General features: G+C 65.7%; 17 protein-coding genes and 2 tRNA genes. 10 read left to right on the top strand and 9 right to left on the bottom strand.

Features of this window, described 5'->3' with window-relative positions; translation table 11 throughout:
* Positions 1–25: 25 nt before the first annotated feature.
* Positions 26–1,336, bottom strand: coding sequence for an AmpG family muropeptide MFS transporter (locus tag PKE80_RS02415; protein ID WP_271181124.1), 1,311 nt, complete (start codon positions 1,334–1,336; stop codon positions 26–28).
* A 94-nt stretch (positions 1,337–1,430) separates the two neighbouring features.
* Here PKE80_RS02415 and PKE80_RS02420 point away from each other — a divergent pair, with 94 nt between their 5' ends.
* The gene (locus PKE80_RS02420; protein WP_271181125.1) at positions 1,431–2,891 is read left to right on the top strand and encodes a pseudouridine synthase; all 1,461 of its coding nucleotides are present in this window, start codon (positions 1,431–1,433) and stop codon (positions 2,889–2,891) included.
* The gene (gene rsmD / locus PKE80_RS02425; RefSeq protein ID WP_271181126.1) at positions 2,888–3,445 is read left to right on the top strand and encodes a 16S rRNA (guanine(966)-N(2))-methyltransferase RsmD; all 558 of its coding nucleotides are present in this window, start codon (positions 2,888–2,890) and stop codon (positions 3,443–3,445) included. The genes PKE80_RS02420 and rsmD overlap by 4 nt, the downstream gene beginning before the upstream one ends.
* 728 nt (positions 3,446–4,173) lie before the next feature.
* Here rsmD and PKE80_RS02430 read toward each other — a convergent pair.
* Positions 4,174–4,812, bottom strand: a complete 639-nt coding sequence (locus PKE80_RS02430; protein WP_271181127.1) for a hypothetical protein — start codon at positions 4,810–4,812, stop codon at positions 4,174–4,176.
* Positions 4,813–4,929: 117 nt separating this feature from the next.
* Between PKE80_RS02430 and PKE80_RS02435 the strand changes: the two genes are divergently transcribed.
* Entirely contained in the window at positions 4,930–7,215 is a 2,286-nt protein-coding gene (locus PKE80_RS02435) for an ATP-dependent helicase (protein ID WP_271181128.1), read from the top strand.
* 270 nt (positions 7,216–7,485) lie between these two features.
* Positions 7,486–8,925, top strand: coding sequence for an aromatic ring-hydroxylating oxygenase subunit alpha (locus PKE80_RS02440; protein ID WP_271181129.1), 1,440 nt, complete (start codon positions 7,486–7,488; stop codon positions 8,923–8,925).
* Between the two features lie 188 nt (positions 8,926–9,113).
* On the opposite strand, the gene PKE80_RS02445 is transcribed toward PKE80_RS02440, so the two are convergent.
* The 4 genes from PKE80_RS02445 to PKE80_RS02460 all read right to left on the bottom strand — a co-directional run bounded on the left by PKE80_RS02445 (position 9,114) and on the right by PKE80_RS02460 (position 11,539).
* Positions 9,114–9,189, bottom strand: a tRNA-Lys gene (locus PKE80_RS02445).
* 28 nt (positions 9,190–9,217) lie between these two features.
* Complete coding sequence (gene folK / locus PKE80_RS02450; RefSeq protein WP_271181130.1) at positions 9,218–9,715, bottom strand: 2-amino-4-hydroxy-6-hydroxymethyldihydropteridine diphosphokinase; 498 nt, start codon at positions 9,713–9,715, stop codon at positions 9,218–9,220.
* Between the two features lie 33 nt (positions 9,716–9,748).
* Positions 9,749–10,630: an N-carbamoylputrescine amidase gene (gene aguB, locus PKE80_RS02455; RefSeq protein ID WP_271181131.1), complete on the bottom strand. Its 882-nt coding sequence runs from the start codon at positions 10,628–10,630 to the stop codon at positions 9,749–9,751.
* Positions 10,631–10,678: 48 nt separating this feature from the next.
* Complete coding sequence (locus PKE80_RS02460; RefSeq protein WP_271181132.1) at positions 10,679–11,539, bottom strand: class I SAM-dependent methyltransferase; 861 nt, start codon at positions 11,537–11,539, stop codon at positions 10,679–10,681.
* A 121-nt stretch (positions 11,540–11,660) separates the two neighbouring features.
* Between PKE80_RS02460 and msrA the strand changes: the two genes are divergently transcribed.
* A complete protein-coding gene (gene msrA / locus PKE80_RS02465) occupies positions 11,661–12,191 on the top strand; it encodes a peptide-methionine (S)-S-oxide reductase MsrA (protein ID WP_008829756.1) in 531 nt (176 codons plus the stop codon).
* 276 nt (positions 12,192–12,467) lie between these two features.
* A complete protein-coding gene (locus tag PKE80_RS02470; protein ID WP_271181133.1) occupies positions 12,468–13,550 on the top strand; it encodes a choice-of-anchor A family protein in 1,083 nt (360 codons plus the stop codon).
* Positions 13,551–13,765: 215 nt separating this feature from the next.
* On the opposite strand, the gene PKE80_RS02475 is transcribed toward PKE80_RS02470, so the two are convergent.
* Together PKE80_RS02475 and PKE80_RS02480 are read right to left on the bottom strand one after the other, a co-directional pair.
* Positions 13,766–15,151, bottom strand: coding sequence for a DEAD/DEAH box helicase (locus PKE80_RS02475; protein WP_271181134.1), 1,386 nt, complete (start codon positions 15,149–15,151; stop codon positions 13,766–13,768).
* A gap of 176 nt (positions 15,152–15,327) precedes the next feature.
* Entirely contained in the window at positions 15,328–15,912 is a 585-nt protein-coding gene (locus tag PKE80_RS02480) for a hypothetical protein (RefSeq protein ID WP_271181135.1), read from the bottom strand.
* 171 nt (positions 15,913–16,083) lie between these two features.
* Here PKE80_RS02480 and PKE80_RS02485 point away from each other — a divergent pair, with 171 nt between their 5' ends.
* Positions 16,084–17,511 carry an FAD-binding oxidoreductase gene (locus PKE80_RS02485; protein ID WP_271181136.1) on the top strand — a complete coding sequence of 476 codons (1,428 nt, stop codon included), beginning with the start codon at positions 16,084–16,086 and terminating at the stop codon, positions 17,509–17,511.
* Positions 17,512–17,635: 124 nt separating this feature from the next.
* Positions 17,636–18,448: a SapC family protein gene (locus tag PKE80_RS02490; RefSeq protein WP_271181137.1), complete on the top strand. Its 813-nt coding sequence runs from the start codon at positions 17,636–17,638 to the stop codon at positions 18,446–18,448.
* Between the two features lie 362 nt (positions 18,449–18,810).
* Here PKE80_RS02490 and PKE80_RS02495 read toward each other — a convergent pair whose 3' ends face one another.
* Positions 18,811–19,788 carry an N-formylglutamate amidohydrolase gene (locus tag PKE80_RS02495; RefSeq protein ID WP_271181138.1) on the bottom strand — a complete coding sequence of 326 codons (978 nt, stop codon included), beginning with the start codon at positions 19,786–19,788 and terminating at the stop codon, positions 18,811–18,813.
* Positions 19,789–19,947: 159 nt separating this feature from the next.
* On the opposite strand from PKE80_RS02495, the gene cpdR reads away from it, so the two are divergent.
* The gene (gene cpdR, locus PKE80_RS02500) at positions 19,948–20,322 is read left to right on the top strand and encodes a cell cycle two-component system response regulator CpdR (RefSeq protein ID WP_008829749.1); all 375 of its coding nucleotides are present in this window, start codon (positions 19,948–19,950) and stop codon (positions 20,320–20,322) included.
* 132 nt (positions 20,323–20,454) lie between these two features.
* Positions 20,455–20,529, top strand: a tRNA-Val gene (locus PKE80_RS02505).
* Positions 20,530–20,588 lie beyond the last annotated feature (59 nt).

A 20,588-nucleotide genomic window follows, 5' to 3' on the forward strand; every position in this document is an offset into this window, starting at 1 on the left:
GGGACGACGTTATGCTGCTTTCCCTCTACTCCACCTCACCCGCAGACCCCAGCGCCTGATCGACGAGCCCTGTCCGGCTCAGCCACCAAAACAGCGCGATGCCGGGCAGCGACGCCACCGTGGTGAGCAAGTAGAAGTTCACGTAGCCCATGGCCTCGATCAGCGCGCCCGCCGTCGTGCCGGTGGCGAGCCGCCCGACGACGCTCGCTCCGGCCGAGATCAGCGCATACTGCGCCGCCGTGTAGCGCAAGTCGCACAGCGCCGAGAAATAGGCGATCACCACCACGCCGCCGTAGCCCGACGCGATGTTCTCGAAGCCGATGGCGCCAGCCATGCCCCAGTTGCTGTGCCCGGCCGCAGCCAGCGCCGCGAAGCTGAGGTTCGACACACCCATCAGCACCAGCGAGAGCATCACCGAGCGCTTGAGGCCCATGCGCGCATAAGCGACGCCGCCGATGAACACGCCGATCATGTAGGCCCAGAAGCCCAGGCCGATGTCGTAGATCGCGATCTCGTCGTTGCTGAAGCCGAGGTCGTCGAACAGCAGGCGGAAGGTCAGGTTCGCCAGCGTGTCGCCGATCTTGTGGACGAGGATGAACAGCAGCACTAGGAACGCGCCGTTGCGGCGGAAGAACTCCCCGAACGGCCCGGCGATGGAGGACCAGACTTCGGCCAGCCCCTTCTTCTCGACCACCACCTTGCGGCGCTCCGGCTCGCCCAGCACCAGCGCGGTGAGCATCGCGGGCAGCGCGAAGACGGCGCATGCCGCATAGCCCACGCCCCAGCCGTAGCGCGCCGAAAGCACCAGCGCGAGCGCGCCCGCCCCCGCCGAGCCGATGCGCCAGCCGTACTGGCTCATGCCCGACCCGGTGCCGAGCTGGTAGGGCTTGAGCGTCTCGATGCGGTAGGCGTCGATGACGATGTCGAAGCTGGCGCCCGCCACGCCCACCAGCACGGCGGCGAGCACGGTCGCGCCGATGTCCGCCGCCGGATCGACCAGCGCGAGATTCAGAACCGCCGCAATCACGGCAAGCCCGCAGACCAGCATCCACGATACGCGCTGCCCCATGCGGTGCAGCACCGGCAGGTGCACGCCGTCGACGATCCAGGCCCAGAACACCTTGAGATTGTAGACCAGGAACGCCAGCGTGAAGGCGGTGACGGTCTTCTTGTCGATCCCGTCCTGCGCCAGACGCGTGGTCAGCGTCGCGCCGATCATCGCATAAGGAAAGCCCGAGGACAGGCCGAGCATGAACGAGGCGAGCGACTCCCGCTCGAAATAGGGCTTGATCGAATCCCCGACGCTGCGACGCTCTGCGATGGTATCGGCGTCCACGCCGGTCTCCTCATTTGCGGTTGCCGCCAACTTAGCGGCGGCGATCCGTAAGGGAAGGCTGGATGAAGCGGCGATCAACAGGTATGGGCCACGAATGTCCAAACCTCCCAGCAAGTCTTCAGGCGGCAGATCAGGCGGCTCCGGCCGTGGTCGCGATTCCGGTTCCTCGTTCGGTGGAGCTCCGCGTGGCGGCTCTTCGCGGGGCGGTGCATCGCGTGATGGCGGCCCCCGCTACAACGCCGGAAGTGGCAGTGCACGTGGCCGCACCGGCCGCGATGACGGTCCTGACGCGCCCCGTGGCGATGCTCCGCGCGGCGGACGCGGACGCCGCGAAGCCCCCCGTATCGGCAGCCGCGAGGACTTCCGCAATGAATTCCCGCGCCGTGGCTCCAGAGACGGTGGGCGTGACGGCGCCTCCCGCGATGCTGGTCCGCGCGATGCCGCTGCCCGCGATGGCGCCCGTACCGGCGCCCCGCGTAGCGATCGTCCGCGTGAGGATACCCCGCGTGGCGGTTCCTACCGCAGTGGTCCGGGGCGCGACGGCGCGCCGCGTTCAGAGCGTGCGCAAGGCGGCGGATCGCGCGATGCGACCTATCGCAGCGGACCTGCACGTGATGGCGCCCGCTCCGATTCCCGCGACGGCGAACGCGGCTATCGTCCGCGCCGCGACGATCGCGCATTCGGCTCGGATCGCGGCCCACGCCCTGCCCGCCCGACCGGCCCCCGCCCCAACCTCAAGCCCGGCGCCGCCCCGCGCGCTGCCGCGCCGACGCCCAAGGACCCCTCGCTGCCCGCCCGCGAAGGCGAGCGCGTGGCCAAACTGCTCGCCCGCGCCGGCGTCGCCAGCCGCCGCGAGGTCGAGCGCCTGATCATCGAAGGCCGCGTCACGCTGGACGACGTAGTGATCGAGACGCCCTCTACGGTGCTCACCTCCCTGCGCGGCGTCGCGGTGGACGGCAATCCGATCGCGGAAGCCGAAGGCACCCGCCTGTTCCTGTTCCACAAGCCCTCGGGCCTCATCACCGCCGAGCGCGATCCGGCGGGCCGCCCGACGATCTACACCGCGCTGCGCAACGCCCTGCCCGAAGGCACCGGCCGCGTGATGCCGATCGGCCGCCTCGATCTCAACACCGAGGGCCTGCTGCTGCTGACCAACGACGGCGAGTTCAAGCGCCAGCTCGAACTGCCCGCCACCGGCGTGCCGCGCACCTACCGCGCGCGTACTTTTGGTGACATCACGCAGGAACAGCTCGAACAGCTGATGGAAGGCATCGAGGTCGATGGCGTGATCTACGGCAAGATCGACGCCAACATGGAGCGCCGCACCGGGCGCAACCAGTGGATCGAGATGACCCTGACCGAAGGCAAGAACCGCGAAGTGCGCCGCGTGCTCGAAGCGCTCGGCCTGCAGGTCAGCCGCCTGCTGCGCACCGCCTACGGCCCGTTCCGCCTCGGCGACATGCCCAAGGGCATGGCCGGTGAAGTCTCGCAGCGCGACCTCGAGAACTTCCGCAAGAGCCTGCCGAGCCAGAATCCCACGAGAACGCAGGCATGAGCGGAAACCTGCGGATTATCGCGGGCGAATGGCGCGGCCGCAAGCTGGCTGCGCCCGAGGGTGACACTACCCGCCCCACCGCCGACCGCACGCGCGAGACGCTGTTCTCGATGCTGGTCAGCCGCCTCGGCGATTTCGAGGGGCTGAAGGTGGCGGACCTGTTCGCGGGCTCGGGCGCGCTGGGGCTGGAAGCCCTGTCGCGCGGGGCGGCGCACTGCCTGTTCGTCGATCAGGATGCAGGCGCGATCCGGGCGATTCGCAAGAACATCGCCAACCTGCAGGCGCAGCCGCGCAGCGACGTGCGCGCCTCCTCGGTGATGTCGCTGGGGACCGCAAAGGAGCCGCTCGACCTCGTGCTGCTCGACCCGCCTTACGATACCGGCGCGGGTCAGGTGGCGGTGGACAAGCTGGCTCGCCTCGGCTGGATCGGCGAAGGCACCTGGGTGAGCCTCGAAACCGGCAAGGGTGAAAGCGTGGCCATCAAGGGCTTCGAAGCCGACGTCACGCGTGATGTCGGCAAGGCCAGGCTGCACCTCCTGCGCCGTACATCTTGACATTTATAACCAAATAGGCTATATGTCCCAGCATCCGCAGCGGTGATGTACAAGCCACTTTCGGTGTATCGGGTCGGCGTCGTGGGCCGGGATGCGGTTTCAGCCGTAGCTACGCAAACCACGAGTCCGTTCGAAGACCCGGACTGTCTCTGCGCTACCGGAAACGCCGTCCATACGTTCCTGCGACACACGGCAGGACATGGGACGGCCATCCCGGATAGCCTTCGGCCGATAACGATGCGAACCCTAACGACGGCCACATGGGACTTTCCGATGGAATACAGGTCGAGCCGGGCTGCACCGTGAGTTACCCGGCCGCTCGCCAGAGCTTCACGGAAAACAAAACCCCGCGTCCCGGTGAGGACGCTCCCGACGCCGACCCGATGTTACCGGTCTTCGCGTTGATTTCCCCGGCGTAATGGCCTGCACTCGCCAGCGGGCGTTTCCGCGTGTCCGCAGCATACTCCGTTAGATCAAAGCACAACCCTGGTATGTGCATGCAAAACCCGTCATTCCCGCGAAGGCGGGAACCCATCTCCTAACGGCTCGTGTTGCACCGGCATCAGCTGGGTCCCCGCCTTCGCGGGGATGACGACATGAGGGATGGCAAAGCAAAGGTAGTGGTAAAGATACTATCCTCACATCTCGTCATTGCGAGCGCAGCGAAGCAATGACGAGATGTGAGTGTGTCCCTCCCCGAGCTTGTCCCAGGAAGGAATTTACACGTCCTACTTCCCGCCGCGATTGCGGCAGGCATCGGTCACCGTCTTGCTGCAGACCGGATAGTCCTTGTCCATCGCGGTCGCAGGCGGCGGGGTCAGTGCGCCCTTGTACGGGCCGCCCTGATAGGTCTCATCCGCAGGCATCGCCGGGCGCGCGGCCTGGTTCGCGGCTTGAGGATCGGGGACGCCTTCGGTCGGCACGCCCGGTCCCGGAGGGTTGGCCTGCCCCGGAGGCGTCGCAGGCGTCTCGCCCTTGAGCTGCTGCAGCACCGAATTCCAGGCCATCTGCCGCTGTTCGGGTGTCATCTTGTAGATCTGGCCGCGCTGGTCGGCCGTCAGCGCCCAATAGCCCTTCTGCTGATCCATGCTCAGCGTCCAGTAATAGACCTTGTAGTCGTTCGGCCAGCTTTCGTAGTCGGACTTCTGCGCCGGGTTCCAGCTGTCGTACGTGGCCTGCTGCTCGGGCGTGAGCGTCGGCGCGGCGCTGGAGGCGGCCGGAGGCTGCATGGCCGGAGCCGGAGCAGATGGCGGCGCGGCGGGCATTTCGGAAGTGGCGGGGGCGGCAGGGTCGCTCTGGGCATGGATGGCGGCGGGGACCACCAACAGGCTGAGGGCAGCAGAGCCGGCGAGCAGAACTTTACGCATTTCTCACTCTCCGTTTATGTCTTCGTTGTGATCGAACGACGAAGCGCACCGGCAATTGTTCCTCCGCTGCGACGAACCGGGCTTGCACCGGGCCATGCCGTTCCCTAGTTGTTCACGGTGAACAACCTGCAAGCTCCCTCCTCTGATCCGCTGATCGACGGCCTCAACGATCCCCAGCGCGAGGCCGTGCTGACCACCGAAGGCCCCGTGCTGATGCTCGCGGGCGCGGGCACCGGCAAGACGGCGGCGCTCACCCGCCGCCTCGCCCATCTCGTACACAGCCGCCTTGCATGGCCGAGCGAGATCCTGTGCGTCACCTTCACCAATAAGGCGGCGCGGGAGATGCGCGAGCGGGTCGGCCACCTGATCGGCCCGGCGGTGGAGGGCATGCCCTGGCTCGGCACCTTCCACGCCGTCGCCGCCAAGATGCTGCGCCGCCACGCCGAGCTGGTGGGCCTGCAGAGCAACTTCACGATCATCGACACCGACGACCAGCTGCGCCTGCTCAAGCAGCTGATCCAAGCCGAAGGGCTGGACGAAAAGCGCTGGCCCGCGCGCCAGCTGGCGGGCTGCATCGATCGCTGGAAGAACCGCGGCCTGAACCCGCAGGACCTCGACGCCGGAGAGAACGAAAGCTACGCCAACGGCAAGGGCCAGAAGTTCTACAAGCTCTATCAGGATCGGCTGAAGGCAGTGAACGCCTGCGATTTCGGCGACCTGCTTCTGCACATGCTCAACATCCTGCGCACCCACCGCGACGTGCTGGAGCAGTACCAGAACCGCTTCAAGTACGTCATGGTGGACGAATATCAGGACACCAACCAGGTCCAGTACTTGTGGCTGCGCCTGATCGCGCAGGGCCGCCAGAACATCTGCGTGGTGGGCGACGACGACCAGTCGATCTACTCCTGGCGCGGCGCCGAAGTGGCCAACATCCTGCGCTTCGAGAAGGACTTCCCCGGCGCCAAGGTCATCAAGCTGGAGCAGAACTACCGCTCCACGCCGCAGATCCTTGCCGCCGCCTCCGGCCTGATCGACGAGAACACCCAGCGCCTCGGCAAGACCCTGTGGACCGAGCGCCACGCGGGCGACAAGGTGCAGGTCGTCGGCGTCTGGGACGGGCCGGAGGAAGCCCGCCGCGTCGGTGACGAGATCGAGCGGCTGGAGCGTCAGGGCGCCCCGCTCGACCAGATCGCCATCCTCGTGCGCGCGCAGTACCAGACGCGCGAATTCGAGGACCGCTTCATCTCCATCGGCATGAAGTATCGCATCGTCGGCGGCTTCCGCTTCTACGAACGCGCCGAGATCCGCGATGCGCTGGCATACTTGCGCGTCATCGCGCAGCCCGCCGACGACCTCGCGTTCGAGCGCATCTACAACGCCCCCAAGCGCGGCCTCGGCGCCAAGGCGCTGGAGGCGCTGCACCGGCTGGCACGAAATCGCGGCATTCCGCTGTCGAACGCCGCGATCGAGATCGCCGACACCGACGAGCTGCCCGCGCGCGCGCGCAACACCTTCCTCGCGCTGATGCGCGACTTCGCGCGCTGGCGCGATCTCTCAGCCACCGAAGGCCCCGCCGACCTGCTGCGCACCGTGCTCGACGAATGCGGCTACACCGATGCGCTGCAGGCGGAGAAGACCGCCGAGGCCAACGGGCGGCTGGAAAACCTCGTCGAACTCGCGCGCGCCATGGAGGAATACGACAGCCTCGGCGACTTCCTCGAACACGTCAGCCTCGTCATGGACAACGAGAACGCGGCCGAGGAAGAGAAGGTCACGATCATGACCATGCACGGCGCCAAGGGGCTGGAATTCGACAACGTGTTCCTGCCCGGCTGGGAGGAAGGCGTGTTCCCCTCGCAGCGCTCGCTCGACGAAGGCGGCCTCGCCAGTCTGGAGGAGGAGCGCCGCCTCGCCTACGTCGCGATCACGCGGGCGAAGAAGAAGTGCACGATCCTGCATGCGGCCAACCGGCGCATCTATGGCCAGTGGACCAGCTCGATCCCCTCGCGCTTCATCGCCGAACTGCCCGAGGAGCATGTCGACTCCGAAACGACGCTTTCGGGCGGTGCCTCGCTGTGGCGGGCGCAGTGGTCGGAGCACGCCGATCCCTTCGCCGACGTGGCGCGGATGCAACCCTCGCGGATCGTCACGCGCGGCCCCGGCTGGCAGCGGGCAGCGGCGAAGGAGTACGACGCCAGCCCCAAGCGCGTGGTCGAAAGCACCCGCTCCGCCGCCAGCTTCGCCGCCAAGCCGCGCTCCGACATCGCCGTGGGCGCGCGCGTCTTCCACGAGAAGTTCGGCTATGGCGCAGTGGTTGCGCAGGAAGGCAACAAGCTGGAGATCGAGTTCGAGCAGGCGGGCAACAAGCGCGTGCTCGACAGCTTCGTGAAGCCGGCGTGACGGATTCGTCGTCCCGGACTTGATCCGGGACCGCTGGCTGTCTTTAGGTGCGAGCTATCGGAGGGGGCTTCGACAAGCTCAGCCTGAGCGGAATTTAAAGACCTGATCTCGATACCGCTCAGGCTGGGCTTGTCGAAGCCCCCTCGCCCTCTCGATCGCCTCCAATTACCGCGCCCGCGATTACCGTCGCGCGGGTGGTGATTGCCTCCCGCTCCTCACGCTATACACTGGTTCAATACGAACGAGAGTAACAGCGAGAGGTATTGGGAAGTGCTCAAATCAGCAGACGGCGGCCTGCGGCCGGTGCCGTTCCCGATCGACGATCCCGAACGCATCCCGGTCAAGCGCTACTACGACCCCGAATTCTACCAGGCCGAGCTGGACCATCTGTGGCCCAACGTCTGGCAGATGGCCTGCCGCGAGGAGCAGATCCCCGAGGTCGGCGACTGGATCGAGTACGAGAACGTCGGCAGATCGGTCATCGTCGTGCGTACGGCCGGCGGCGTGAAGGCCTTCAACAACGCCTGCCGCCACCGCGGCGTACCCTTCGCGGGCGGATCACCACTGGGCTCCTCGCACGCGACGGCGCATGGCAACTGCGCGAAATCGGGCTTCGTCTGTCCCTTCCACGGCTGGCGCTGGAACATGGATGGCGAGAACACCATGGTCTACGGCAAGCACCTGTTCTCCGAGCGCCAGCTGAACGAGGACGACATCAACCTCATCCCCTGCCGCGCCGAAGTCTTCGGCGGCTGCGTATGGATCAACCACGATGACGACGCGCCCTCCGTGCGCGAGAGCCTCGGCCCGGTGGCGGAGCGGCTGGAGGCGCACAACCTCCACAAGCTGCGCGCGGAGTGGTGCTACGGCACCGTGCTCCCGGCGAACTGGAAGATCGCGATGGAGGCCTTCATGGAAGGCTACCACGTCATGCAGACGCACCCGCAGTTGCAACACGCGGTGCCGACCATGTACGATTCGATGTACGCGATGGCCGACAATCCCAGCCGCGCGCCGATGCTGGCCGACCCCGCGCTGACCATCGAAGAGAACATCGCCGCGCAGATCAAGAACATGGAACTGCTCAGCGAAGGGATGGCCGGCATGCTCCACGAGAAGGAAGTGGAGATCGCCAGATCGCTCCAGCACGCGACGCAGGGGCTGCCCGAGGACAAGAGCCAGGCCATGATGATGTGGCTGGGCATGGTCATGCACCAGGTCTCGGCCCAGTTGAAGGAACGCGGCGAACCGATTCCCGACCTCATCGCGGTGTCGCAGTCGGACCCGATCAACGCCGTCGAGTTCCTGTTCCCGAACTATTTCCTGCTGCCTTACTTCAGTTCGATGTCGGCCTACCGCATTCGTCCGCTGGGGCCGGAAAGCTGTTTCTTCGAACTGTGGTCGCTGACCTTCTTCCCCGAAGGACAGGAGCCCGAGCCGGTCATGGAACCCATCGTGCTTCCATTCGACAGCCAGGACTTCCCGCCGATCCCCCGGCAGGACTACTCCAACATCCCGCTCCAGCAGAAGGGCCTGCACGCTTCCGGCTTCGAGTTCATGCGCCTTTCCAGCAAAGTCGAGGGGCTGATCAGCAACTACCAGCGCATCATCGACGGCTACCTCGCGGGCGTGCCGGGCGAGAAGCTGGCGGCGGCGAACAACAAGCTGGGCGGCAACTTCGACGGGAAGATCGAGGACCTGGGGTTCTGATACCAGAGCTGAAAAGTAAGCGATCAGCCCCTTCTCCTCGTCATTGCGAGCGCAGCGAAGCAATCCAGAGCGGTGTCAAACTGTCCTGGATTGCTTCGCTGCGCTCGCAATGACGAAATGGTGGGAACACAAAAAGGCCCCGCAGGCGGAACCTGCGGGGCCTTTTTCATGTCACGATGCGCGAAAGATGGTGAGCCCGACAGGATTCGAACCTGTGACCCGCTGATTAAAAGTCAGCTGCTCTACCTACTGAGCTACGGGCCCCCACTGAAGCGTACCGTGACGGTCGGGGTCACCTAGGGGCCATGCGCGGCTTGGTCAAGCGGGCACGCAACTGTCCGATGCTTAAGCCTGTCAAGGGATCGCGCCAGCGGCCTGCGATCTTCGCCGCCGGGTCGAGCACGAAGCGCCGCTCGCGAAAGGCCGGATGGGGAATCACGAGGTCGTCGGCGCCGTACGCACCGCCGTTCCACAGCACGATGTCGAGGTCGAGCACCCGCGCGCTCCAGGGCTTGCCCATGCGGCGGCGGCCGAACTTGTGCTCGATCTTCTGCAGCTTGTGGAGAAGTTCGTCCGGCTCGCGCTTAGAGCGCACCAGCGCCACGGCATTGGCATAGCGGCGGCGCGAGGGGCCGAGCGGCGCACTCTCGATCACCGGAGAGGCCGCGAGCAGTTCCAGCTTGCCGTGGTCGAGCGCCTTCAGCGCGGCGCCCAGCACCTTGCGCGGGCACCCGTGGCGGTGGTGGCGCATGTTGGACCCCAGCGCCACAAGATAGCGATGCTTGCCCATTGACGCCCCCCTCTTCGATCAGATGTGCGGCGCTCAGATATCCTGGGCAACGCGCGTATAAAGCTGCGGCCGCCGATCGCGGAAGAAGCCCATCCCCGCACGATGCGTCGCCGCGCGGTCGAGGTCCAGCGTTGAAACGAGGACGCCGGTTTCCTCGCGCCCGAATTCGGCGATGAAGTCGCCCCATTCGTCGGTGATGAACGAATGGCCGTAGAACGTCTGCGCGCTGCCGCACTCGGTTTCGGCGCCGATGCGGTTGGCGGCGATCACCGGCATGCAGTTGGAGACCGCATGCCCCACCATCGCCCGACGCCACATGCGGCTGGTGTCGAGCGTGGCGTCGTAGGGCTCCGAACCGATCGCGGTGGGATAGAACAGCAGTTCCGCCCCCATCAGCGCCATGACGCGCGCGCATTCGGGATACCACTGGTCCCAGCACACGCCCACGCCGATGCGGGTTCCGAACACGTCCCAGACCTTGAAACCGTCGTTGCCAGGGCGGAAGTAGTACTTTTCCTCGTAGCCCGGACCGTCGGGAATGTGGCTCTTGCGGTACGTGCCCATGATCTCGCCATCGGCGTCGATCATGGCGAGGGTGTTGTAATAGTGATGCCCGTCACGCTCGAAGAAGCTGGTCGGGATCGCGACCTTCAGCTTCGCCGCCAGCGCCTTCATGGCGATGACCGAGGGATGCTCCAGCGTCGGGTGGGCAAGCGCGAACAGCGCCTCGTCCTCGGTCTTGCAGAAATAGGGGCCGGAGAACAGTTCAGGCGGCAGCACGACCTGCGCGCCCTTCCCGGCCGCTTCCTCCACCAATGCGGAGACGGCGGCGATGTTCTCGGCCTCGTCGGCGGAACCGAGGGCGAGTTGCAGGGCGGCGACAGTCAGCTGACGGGAGGGGATCTGGCGGGTCATGCGGCCCCAGTTATGGACTGGGCCGCATGAAGTCCAGAGTTGGCCGTATCAGTCACGCTTGCGAAACAGCAGGGTCATGCGGTCGCTCTCGCCGATGGCCTGGTACTTCGCCTTGTCCTGCTCCTTGAGCGCGTAAGTCGGCGGCAGCGTCCAGACGCCGTCGGGCCAGTTCGCGGTGTCCTTGGGGTTGGCGCTGATCTCCGACTTGCCGACGAGGTCGAAGCCATTCACTTCCATGAAGCGGATCACGTCCGCCTCGCGCAGGTAGCCCTTCGAACCGTCCGTGTAGGAATAAGGCGCGTCGGCCTTGGCGCGGTGCTGCTCGATGCCGACGAGACCGCCGGGCTTGAGCAACCCGCGCATCGCCTTGATCTCGCTGTCGGCGATGTTCCAGTTGAACAGGTTGTGCATCATGCGCGGGATGACGATGACGTCGAAGGTGCCCTTCTCTGCTTCCGGCACCGCGTCGAGAGTATAGGCAGCGAACTTGTCCGCCGACATGCCGGTGAACTTCGCGACGTCGGCAGGATACTGGGCGGCGGCCTTGCGGATGCCGTCCTGCCGGTCCGCCTTGAACGCGCCGCTGGTCGGATCGAAATAGAGCCCCACCAGATGCCCCTGCTGGCCGAGGTAAAGGCCGAGGAAGCGCGAGTACCACTCGCCGCCCGGCGCATATTCGCCGACCTTCATCTGCGGGCCGACGCGGAAGAACGACAGCGTCTCGACCGGATGGCGCGCGGCGTCGCGGGCGCGGTCGTCCTTGCGCAGCGGGCTGGCAGCGGCGAGTTCGAGCAACGCTTCGCAGCCCTTGCAGGCTTCGACCGGGGCTTTCTTCTCGGCAGCCTGGACGGAGAGCGGAGCGGCGACGAGGCCGAGAAGCGAGGACAGGGTCAGCAGGGCGCGGCGCATCGGGTTCTCTCCACGTGGATTTGAAGCGGCGCCGAGACTAGCCGACAACAGGCCAATGACAAGCGGACACCGCATACCTATCTACCTGCCAATCCTTTCGACTTGAGGACATGTGACGAAGATGGAAACGGCAATCGTAGCTGGCGGGTGCTTCTGGTGCACCGAAGCGGTATTCCGCGACGTTGTGGGCGTAAGCACCGTGGAAAGCGGCTATATCGGCGGTGAGGTTGAGAACCCCACCTACAAGGCGGTCTGCTCGGGCACGACCGGGCATGCGGAGGCGATCAGGGTCACGTACGATCCTGCGGTGATCTCCTATGCCGAAATGCTCGACGTGTTCCTCGGCACGCACGATCCGACGCAGCTGAACCGCCAGGGCAACGACATCGGCACGCAGTACCGCTCGGCGATCTTTCCGCTGGACGATGCGCAGGCCGCAGAGGCTCCTGCCGCGATCGCCCGCTGGGACGCGGAGCATTCGGGCGAGAAGGCGGTCACCACGATCGAAGGCCCTGCCCCCTGGTATCCGGCCGAGGATTACCACCAGGAGTACTGGGACGGCGAAGGCCAGCGCAATCCGTACTGCCTCGCAGTGATCCCGCCCAAACTGATGAAGCTGCGCAAGAGCTTCCAGAACAAGGTGAAGGCTTGACGGCAGGCCCACCCCCGGCCCTTCCCGCGAGCGGGAGGGGAGAATGAAGCGCCGGCCTGCTCCCCTCCCGCTTACGGGAGGGGTTGGGGGTGGGCCTCTGGCTAGGGGTGGACCTCACAAATAAACAACCAGACGCCAATTCTTCAAATTTGGTAAATTCGCGAGTAATCGCCCTCCCCTGTTCCACCGAGGGACAGTGCAAAACCCGCGCTTTCCAAAACCCCAAGTAAATATACTGGTCCCGGTCGTCACTCACGCCATTTCGGGACACACGCCGTGGCTTCCATCCGTACCGTTTCGCTTTCGCTGGCCGCCATGGCTGCCGCCCTTTCAGCCACCCCGCTCCTCGCCGATTCCGGCATGATCGCAGGGATAGACGTCCTGAAGACCTGGAACCTCGTGGTGCTGGGCGATCTCACCTCGTCCTCGGAAGTCGAGGGGCGCACGTTCGTCGGCGGCGACCTCAACGGCAATTCGTCGAACTACCAGATCCAGGCCATTCCGGCGTCGAGCACAGGCACTCCGGGCCTCACGGTCGTGGGCGACGTCAACGGCGGCGCGAAGAACCTCAACAACGGTTCGGGCGCGGTCGTCGGCGGCAACGTCAACAGCGGCCTCAACCTCAACGGCGCGGCGCAGACGGTGCTGGTGGGCGGTTCGATCAGCAACACCAACGTCAACAACAACACCGTGACTTCGGGCCTCGCCTCGGGTGATCCGTCGTTCAGCCAGAACCTGACGCAGCAGGCGAGCCTCATCGAGACCTCGATGACCGGCCTCAGCCACGACATGAGCACGCAAACGGCGAACAGCCAGCTGTCGACCAGCGGCAATCGCGGGACTTTCGATGCGCAGCCCGGTGCGAACGGCGTCGCGGTGTTCAACATCTCGGCCGCCGACCTCGACAAGATCGGCGAGATCCAGTTCAACCTCAACGGCGCGGACACCGCCATCGTCAACGTCTCGGGCGGGTCGATCACGCTCAACGACAACTTCCTGGGCGGCACCCAGAACCTCGGCGAACACGTGGTCTGGAACTTCTACGAAGCCAAGGACCTGTCGCTGACCACGGCATGGGGCGGCTCGGTGCTGGCACCCGGGGCGGCCGCGACGACCGGAAACTACATCCAGGGCTCAGCTGTGTTCGGCAGCCTCGTCCAGAACGGCGAGATGCACGTGGGCACTTACACCGGCAACTACACGCCGACCCCGACCGACCCCGGCACGCCGACCGAGGGATCGTCGTCTTCCTCGTCCTCGGGCGGCACCGAAGTGCCCGAGCCGGGCATGCTGGGCATGCTCGCCGCAGCGGTGGGCGGACTCATGTACTGGCGCCGCCGCCGCGCCAGCGCCGCCTGAGGCCACGACGGGGCGCTACATTTGATCTCGTCTGGATCAAACAATGGTCGTCATCCCCGCGAAGGCGGGGCCCCATCTGATGCCGAATTAACAGGCACCGTCAGGAGATGGGTTCCCGCCTTCGCGGGAATGACGGCGATCAAACAAGCAGGATCAAAATCCAAAAGAAAAAGGCAGGGTTTCCCCTGCCTTTTTCTTTGCCCGAAAGCCGCGCCTCAGTGCAGCGCGGAAACACCCAGGAAGTTCGGCACCGGACCGTTCCAGCTGCCGTCGTCGTGCGTCTCGACGGGGTCGCGGCGACGGCTGCGGCGCGGTTCTTCCGCCTTCGCCTCGCGGCGCGGAGCGCGCTCGGCACGGGGCTCCGGGCGAGCTTCCCGCTTCGGCTTCTCCTCGCGCACGGGCTTGGCTTCGCGCGCAGGCTTCGCCTCGCGGGCGGGCCTTGCGGCGCGGGCGGGCTTCGCCTCGACGGCCTCGCTCTCGACTTCACCGTCCAGCTGGAAGAGCGGGATCGGACCGCCCGTCAGCTTCTCGACATTGCCGATCGCCTCGGCATCCTCGGGCGCGACGAAGGTGAAGGCCCGGCCTGTTGCACCGCCACGGCCGGTGCGGCCGATGCGGTGGACATAGTCGTCAGGGTGCCAGGGCGTGTCGAAGTTGAAGACGTGGCTCACGCCCTTCACGTCGAGACCGCGCGCGGCGACGTCTGACGCGCACAGGATGCTGACCTCACCCGCCTTGAAACGCTCCAGCTCCGCGTTGCGCGCGGGCTGGTCCATATCGCCGTGAATCTCGCCGGCGGAGAAGCCGTGCTGCTTCAGGCTCTTGGCCAGTTCGCGCACGGTGGTCTTGCGGTTGGCGAAGACGATCGCGGACGTGACGTTGTCCGACCGCAGGATCTGGCGCAGGGCCTCGCGCTTCTTGCGCGCGGGCACCATGACCTTGTGCTGGACGATGTTGAGGTTGGTCGAGGCCGGACGTGCCACTTCGACGTACTTGGGGTTCGTCAGGAAGCGGTCGGCCAGCTTCTTGATGACCGGCGGCATCGTCGCCGAGAACAGCAGCGTCTGGCGGTTGGCCGGCAGCTTCGAACAGATGGTCTCGATGTCCGGGATGAAGCCCATGTCGAGCATGCGGTCGGCTTCGTCGATGACGAGCAGTTCGCAGCCGGTGAGCATGATCTTGCCACGCTCGAACAAGTCCATCAGGCGGCCCGGCGTGGCGATGAGCACATCGACACCGGCGGACAGCGCCTTGAGCTGGTCGCCCATCTGCACGCCGCCGATCAGCAGCGCCATCTTCAGGTCGTGGTTCTTGCCGTACTTCTCGAAGTTCTCTGCCACCTGCGCGGCGAGTTCGCGCGTGGGTTCGAGGATCAGCGAGCGCGGCATCAGCGCGCGGCGGCGACCATGACCGAGAATGTCGATCATCGGCAGCACGAAGGCAGCGGTCTTGCCGGTGCCGGTCTGGGCGATGCCGATCAGATCCTTCATCATCAGGACCGGGGGGATCGTCTGTGCCTGGATCGGAGTCGGCTCGGTATAGCCCGCAGCCTCCACCGCTTGCAGCAATTCGTCAGACAGGCCGAGATCGGCAAAGCTCATAGGCGTTTGGTTTTTCCGGAAAAATTTCAAGTAAAGCTGCGGAACGAAGCCGGGGCGGGCCAATGCGCCGCCCGCGACACATGCCGCGCGACAGCGGGCCATTTGCGGAAAAAGGCGGGAAAGTCAAGGAAATCCGCTAGGGAGCGCCAGTTCTTCCGATACGGACCGAATGCCCGTTAGCGATCCTGCTCCACCAACTGCCTTATGCGGGTCAAGGTGCAGCTCATTCCGCTGCGCGACAGCAGCGTGTCGCGATCCACGCAGACCCGCCCATCCTCGTTACGCTCGATCAGGAAGCCGGAGTAGAAATCGCGCGCACGGCAGGACCGGGCGAGTTCGGCGCTGACCACCCGGCGGTCGCGCATGAACAGCAGCAGCCGGTTGCCGCGATCGGGGCGCACGCTGACGATGCCGGAAGCGGGCAGGCAATTGCCCATCTTGCGCTCGGCGAACTCCACCCCGCCATCGGTCGGCATGCCGAAGAACATGTCTGGCATCGGCACCGACGCGCGCGGCGGCGAGATTCGGATCGTCATGCGCTGCTCGATGCGGACCTGCCAGGCATCCTGCGGGGCGACCTCGGGCAGCAGGCTGATCGCGAACGGCGCATCGGCGGCCAGCACGCCGACTTCTATCGGGGGCCAGAGCGACACCTCGGCAGGCTCCACGCCCGCATCCTCCGCGCGCGGCACGCCGTCGCCGCCCCCTGCCGCCGGGAGCAGCAGGAGGAACGGATACAGCAGTGCGGAGGCAAAACTCATGTCGTCTTTCGTATCCCCGGAATCGACGCCGCATAGCGATGCCGACATGTCCGCCTTACGGCAAGAGCTTGAACCGACGCTTAACTTGTCCGCCACCGAGCGCCCGAACCGCCTTCGCAATTATCGCGCGTCGGTGATGAAACCCCATGCAGCATGTGCCATATCGCCAGGATGAACGACACCGCACCCGCCGGCTTTCTGAAGGAAGCCGCCGCCCTGCTCGGCCCGCGCGGCCTGACGACCGATCCTGAACTCGTGGCGCCCTGGCTTACCGACTGGCGCGGACGCTTTACCGGCCGGGCCTGCGCCCTCGCCTCTCCCGCCAATGTGGAGGAAGTGTCCGCTCTGGTACGCCTCTGCGCCGAGCATGGCGTGCCGATCGTGCCCCAGGGCGGCAACTCGGGCATGTCCGGCGGTGCCACGCCCGACGAGAGTGGGACCGCACTGCTGCTCTCGCTGCGCCGCATGAACGCGATTCGCGAGATCGACACCGAATCGGGCCGCGCGACATGCGAGGCGGGCGTGATTCTCCAGACGCTCCACGAAAGCGCCGAGGCGCAGGATCTGCGCTTTCCGCTAACGCTGGGCGGCAAGGGCTCGGCGACGGTGGGCGGGCTGATCTCCACCAACGCGGGCGGCTCGCAGGTCCTGCGCCACGGATCGATGCGCGCCCTGGTGCTGGGGCTGGAGGCGGTGCTCGCCGACGGACAGGTCTTCTCCCAGCTCACCCCGCTCAAGAAAGACAACCGGGGCTTCGACCTCAAGCAGTTGCTGATCGGATCGGAAGGCACGCTCGGCATCGTCACCGCCGCGACCCTGCGCCTGCTGCCCGCCGTTGCCGAGCGGGTGGTGATCTGGGCGGGCGTGCCCTCCCTGCCCGCCGCCCGCATGCTGCTGCTTCACTGCGACGCGATGGAGGGCGAGGCGCTCGAAGGCTTCGAGGTCATGCCGCAGGCCAGCATCGACGCCGTCGTCGAACACCTCCCCACCGCCCGCCCCCCGCTGGAGGGGCGCCATGCGTGGCACGTGCTGATCGAAATCGTCGCCGACCGGGCGCAGGCCGACACCCTGCGCGACCGCTGCGAGGCGATGATGGCCGAAGCCTTCGAGAAGGATCTTGTCGAAGACGCCGCCCTATCCACCAGCGAATCGCAGGCCGAGGCTTTCTGGCTCATCCGCGAGACCGTCCCCCCCGCCGAGCGCGCACGCGGTCCGGCGGTCCAGCACGACATCTCGGTGCCGGTGGAGGCGATGCCCGCCTTCGTGGAGACGACCGCGCCGATGCTGGAAGCCGAGTTCCCCGGCACCGAGGCGATCGCCTTCGGCCACCTCGGCGACGGCAACGTGCACTACCACGTCATCGCCCCGGGAGCCGCCGACGCCCGCGCCTGGAATGCGACCGAGGGCAAGGCGATCAGCCGCAGGGTCCACGATCTCGTGACGCAATGGGGCGGCTCGATCTCGGCCGAGCACGGGATCGGCCAGCTCAAGCGCGACGAACTGGCCCGGCTGGGCGATCCGGTGGCGCTGTCGATGCTGCGCGCGGTCAAGCAGGCGCTCGACCCCCGGGGGCTGCTCAACCCCGGCAAGCTCGTCTGACGCGGCAACGAAACATCCTGCACCGAATCGCCGGATATGGGGAGGTCTCGCGCTTGCGCGGCCGCCCCGCAGCCTCTAAAGCCACGCCCTTCCAAAGACTGACCACCCCTCGCGGAGAGTACCCATGGCCAGCGTGCCTCAGAATCCTGCACTGCCCTTGTTCTACAAGGACCTGATCCCGCTCAACTCGCAGCAGCACGCCAACTGGAAGACTCGTTCGACCGACAAGGCCACCTGGCTGGCCGGCATCAACTCGGTGCCGCTGACGGTCGAGGAATTCCCGCAGGCCCAGCGCAACTTCCCGATCATCTTCACCGCAGGCGAGAACCCGATTCCGCTGGTGCTGATGGGCATGAACGAAGGCACCAACGTGTTCGTCGATGAAGACGGCACGGTGAACACCCCCGTCTACATCCCGGCCTACGTGCGCCGCTATCCCTTCATGCTGGCCAAGCTGCGCCCGGATTCGGACGAGCTTTCGCTCTGCGTCGACCCGTCGAGCGACCTCGTCGGCGAGATCGAGGAAGGCGAGCGCCTGTTCGACGACGAAGGCCAGCCGACCGACACCACCACCAACATGCTCAAGTTCTGCGAGAACTTCGAGATCGCGGGCAACAAGACCGCGCAGTTCATGGCCGAACTCGAGAAGCACAAGCTGCTCATGGACGGCGAACTGAACATCGACGTCGGCGCGGCCCAGCCCTTCAACTACCGCGGCTTCCAGATGGTCGACGAGAATAAGCTGCGCGAAGTGCGCGGCGACGTCCTGCGCCAGTGGAATCAGAACGGCCTGCTCGGCCTGATCTACGCACACCTGTTCTCGCTTGAACTCGTCCGCGACATCTTCGGCCGCCAGGCATCGCAGGGCAAGGTGCCGAACTTCACGCCGCCGGCCGCACCGGTCGCGAACGGCGTCGCGGATGACGTGAACGCCTGATTCACCTTCGTGGAGCGGGCGTTATGACACTTTTGTCACAGTCCCGCTCCATTCGATTAGCGTTACGGATAGTTCGCTGGACATTTCTTATGCGTCCTGCTTCACGAATCGCTTGAATGTCGGATCGGGTCGGCCTATGTAAGTCTTGCCCGGCCGGCGCTACCCTCATGGCCCGTTCGGGTTGGTGCACATTGTGCACCTCCTCCCTGAACCTTGGCCACCTCGTGCATCGCACGAGGTGGTTTTTTAATGCCCTCAGGGAATTACTCGCTGACTAAAGCGTGATCGACTTCAGCGGTATCATCGTCATTCCCGCGAAGGTGGCGATGACCAAGGGTGTTTCAGTCAGACGCGACCACGCTCTACTCCGCCGCCAGCGACCAGTCCTGCGCGCCCGCGTCACGCCCGAGTTCCGCAACGACGCTGCCCAGACGGCGCACCAGCCCCGCCAGATCCTCGATCATCCCCGTCATCTGCTCGGACGGTTCCACCAGCGCCGAATCGAGATAGCGGCTGCGATCCACCTCGATCTGCAGCGCGTGAATGCCTCCGCGCGGATCGCCATGCCGTTCCAGCACATAACCACCGGCGTAAGGACGATTGTGCGCCGCCTCGCGCCCGACCTGGGCAAAATGGGCGAAGGCGGAAGCGACGACGCTGCCATGGCTGCTCGCCCCGAAGCGGTCGCCGATCACGACTTGCGCGCTGGCGACGCCGGGCCGCGACGGCAGCGGCGGCATCGAGTGCAGATCGATCAGCAAGGCCGCACCCCACCGCTCGCGCAGCGTCGACAGCGCCTTGGCGATCGCTGCGTGGTAGGGTTCGTGCACTCCGGCGAGCCGCTCGGCAAGATCGGCCCCTCCCAGCCGCCGCCGCCACAGATCGCCCTGCACGGGGAGGCGCCGGGGAATGAGGCCCAGCCCACCCCGAACACGCCGACTTGCCGTGGGAACGCCTTCCGATGGCCGAGCCTCGCGCTGAAACATCTCCCAGTCGATGTCGTCCGGCGCACGGTTGAGGTCGATCATCGCGCGCGGTGCGTTGGCCACGATCAAGCTCGCGCCCGTGGCCTCGGCAATGCCGCGCGCCATGAGGTCGACATAACGGTCCTCGAGCTTGAGCGCCGCCGTCGGACCATGGCGAAAATCGGCGAGAAGTGCCCGGGGATAATGACGCCCGCCATGCGGCGCCGCGATCAGGACCGGGATCGCGGAAGGGTTGACCTCGGCGAGAAAGAACGCCGGAACACCGGGAGCGCCGGGAATTCGGCCGCCGCCCGTACCCTGGCCTACACCTTGCCACCCGGCTTGCGAATCGTTCTCACCCAATGCCCCGCTCATCCCTTCAAACTGTGCGCTTCACACCGTCCTGTCAAAGCGTCCCGATACCGGTCACCTCCGAATAGGGACAAGAAATATAAACGCTTACCCTGTATGCCTACGGAGAGACGCACGGCGAAGCCGACGCCAGAACACAACGCACAAGACTGGACACCTGCGATGATCCGCATCCTCCTCGCCGAAGACGACGACGCAATGCGCACCTACCTGGCCCGCGCGCTGCAGAACGCTGGTTACAGCGTCGTCGCGGTCGATCGCGGGACCGAGGCGATCCCCCATCTGAAGAACGACGATTTCGACCTGCTGCTGTCGGATATCGTCATGCCCGAAATGGACGGGATCGAGCTTGCGCAAAGGTGCGCCGAGATTTCGCCCTCGACCAAGGTGATGTTCATCACCGGATTCGCCGCCGTGACCCTGCGTGCCAGCCGCGAGGCGCCCCAGGCCAAGGTGCTCTCGAAGCCCTTCCACTTGCGCGATATCGTGATGGAAGTGCAGCGCGTCTTCGGCCTTGCCGAGCACGCCACGCTCTGAGCGAAATTTTTTCTCACAAGGCCCTTGCCAGCCAAAAGAAGCGCAGCTAGAGGGCCAGTCCTCCGGCGGGGACACTCACCGGAGCGCTCGAATGGAGACTTACGGTTCGCCGCAGGAAACCATGAATGGAATGGGCGTATAGCTCAGTGGTAGAGCACTATGTTGACATCGTAGGGGTCGCAAGTTCAATCCTTGCTACGCCCACCATTCCAGAAACCCCGCCGGTCTTGCGACCAGGCGGGGTTTTTCTTTTCCGGGTCTTTTGA

Source organism: Novosphingobium resinovorum, assembly GCF_027922145.1.
GTDB classification, from domain to species: Bacteria; Pseudomonadota; Alphaproteobacteria; order Sphingomonadales; family Sphingomonadaceae; genus Novosphingobium; species Novosphingobium resinovorum.

Coding starts and splice junctions, on each gene's coding strand:
- PKE80_RS02420 (WP_271181125.1), top strand. CDS start 1,431: ATGTCCAAACCTCCCAGCAAGTCTTCAGGCGGCAGATCAGGCGGCTCC.
- rsmD (WP_271181126.1), top strand. CDS start 2,888: ATGAGCGGAAACCTGCGGATTATCGCGGGCGAATGGCGCGGCCGCAAG.
- PKE80_RS02430 (WP_271181127.1), bottom strand. CDS start 4,812: ATGCGTAAAGTTCTGCTCGCCGGCTCTGCTGCCCTCAGCCTGTTGGTG.
- folK (WP_271181130.1), bottom strand. CDS start 9,715: ATGGGCAAGCATCGCTATCTTGTGGCGCTGGGGTCCAACATGCGCCAC.
- aguB (WP_271181131.1), bottom strand. CDS start 10,630: ATGACCCGCCAGATCCCCTCCCGTCAGCTGACTGTCGCCGCCCTGCAA.
- PKE80_RS02460 (WP_271181132.1), bottom strand. CDS start 11,539: ATGCGCCGCGCCCTGCTGACCCTGTCCTCGCTTCTCGGCCTCGTCGCC.
- msrA (WP_008829756.1), top strand. CDS start 11,661: ATGGAAACGGCAATCGTAGCTGGCGGGTGCTTCTGGTGCACCGAAGCG.
- PKE80_RS02475 (WP_271181134.1), bottom strand. CDS start 15,151: ATGAGCTTTGCCGATCTCGGCCTGTCTGACGAATTGCTGCAAGCGGTG.
- PKE80_RS02480 (WP_271181135.1), bottom strand. CDS start 15,912: ATGAGTTTTGCCTCCGCACTGCTGTATCCGTTCCTCCTGCTGCTCCCG.
- PKE80_RS02485 (WP_271181136.1), top strand. CDS start 16,084: ATGAACGACACCGCACCCGCCGGCTTTCTGAAGGAAGCCGCCGCCCTG.
- PKE80_RS02490 (WP_271181137.1), top strand. CDS start 17,636: ATGGCCAGCGTGCCTCAGAATCCTGCACTGCCCTTGTTCTACAAGGAC.
- PKE80_RS02495 (WP_271181138.1), bottom strand. CDS start 19,788: ATGAGCGGGGCATTGGGTGAGAACGATTCGCAAGCCGGGTGGCAAGGT.
- cpdR (WP_008829749.1), top strand. CDS start 19,948: ATGATCCGCATCCTCCTCGCCGAAGACGACGACGCAATGCGCACCTAC.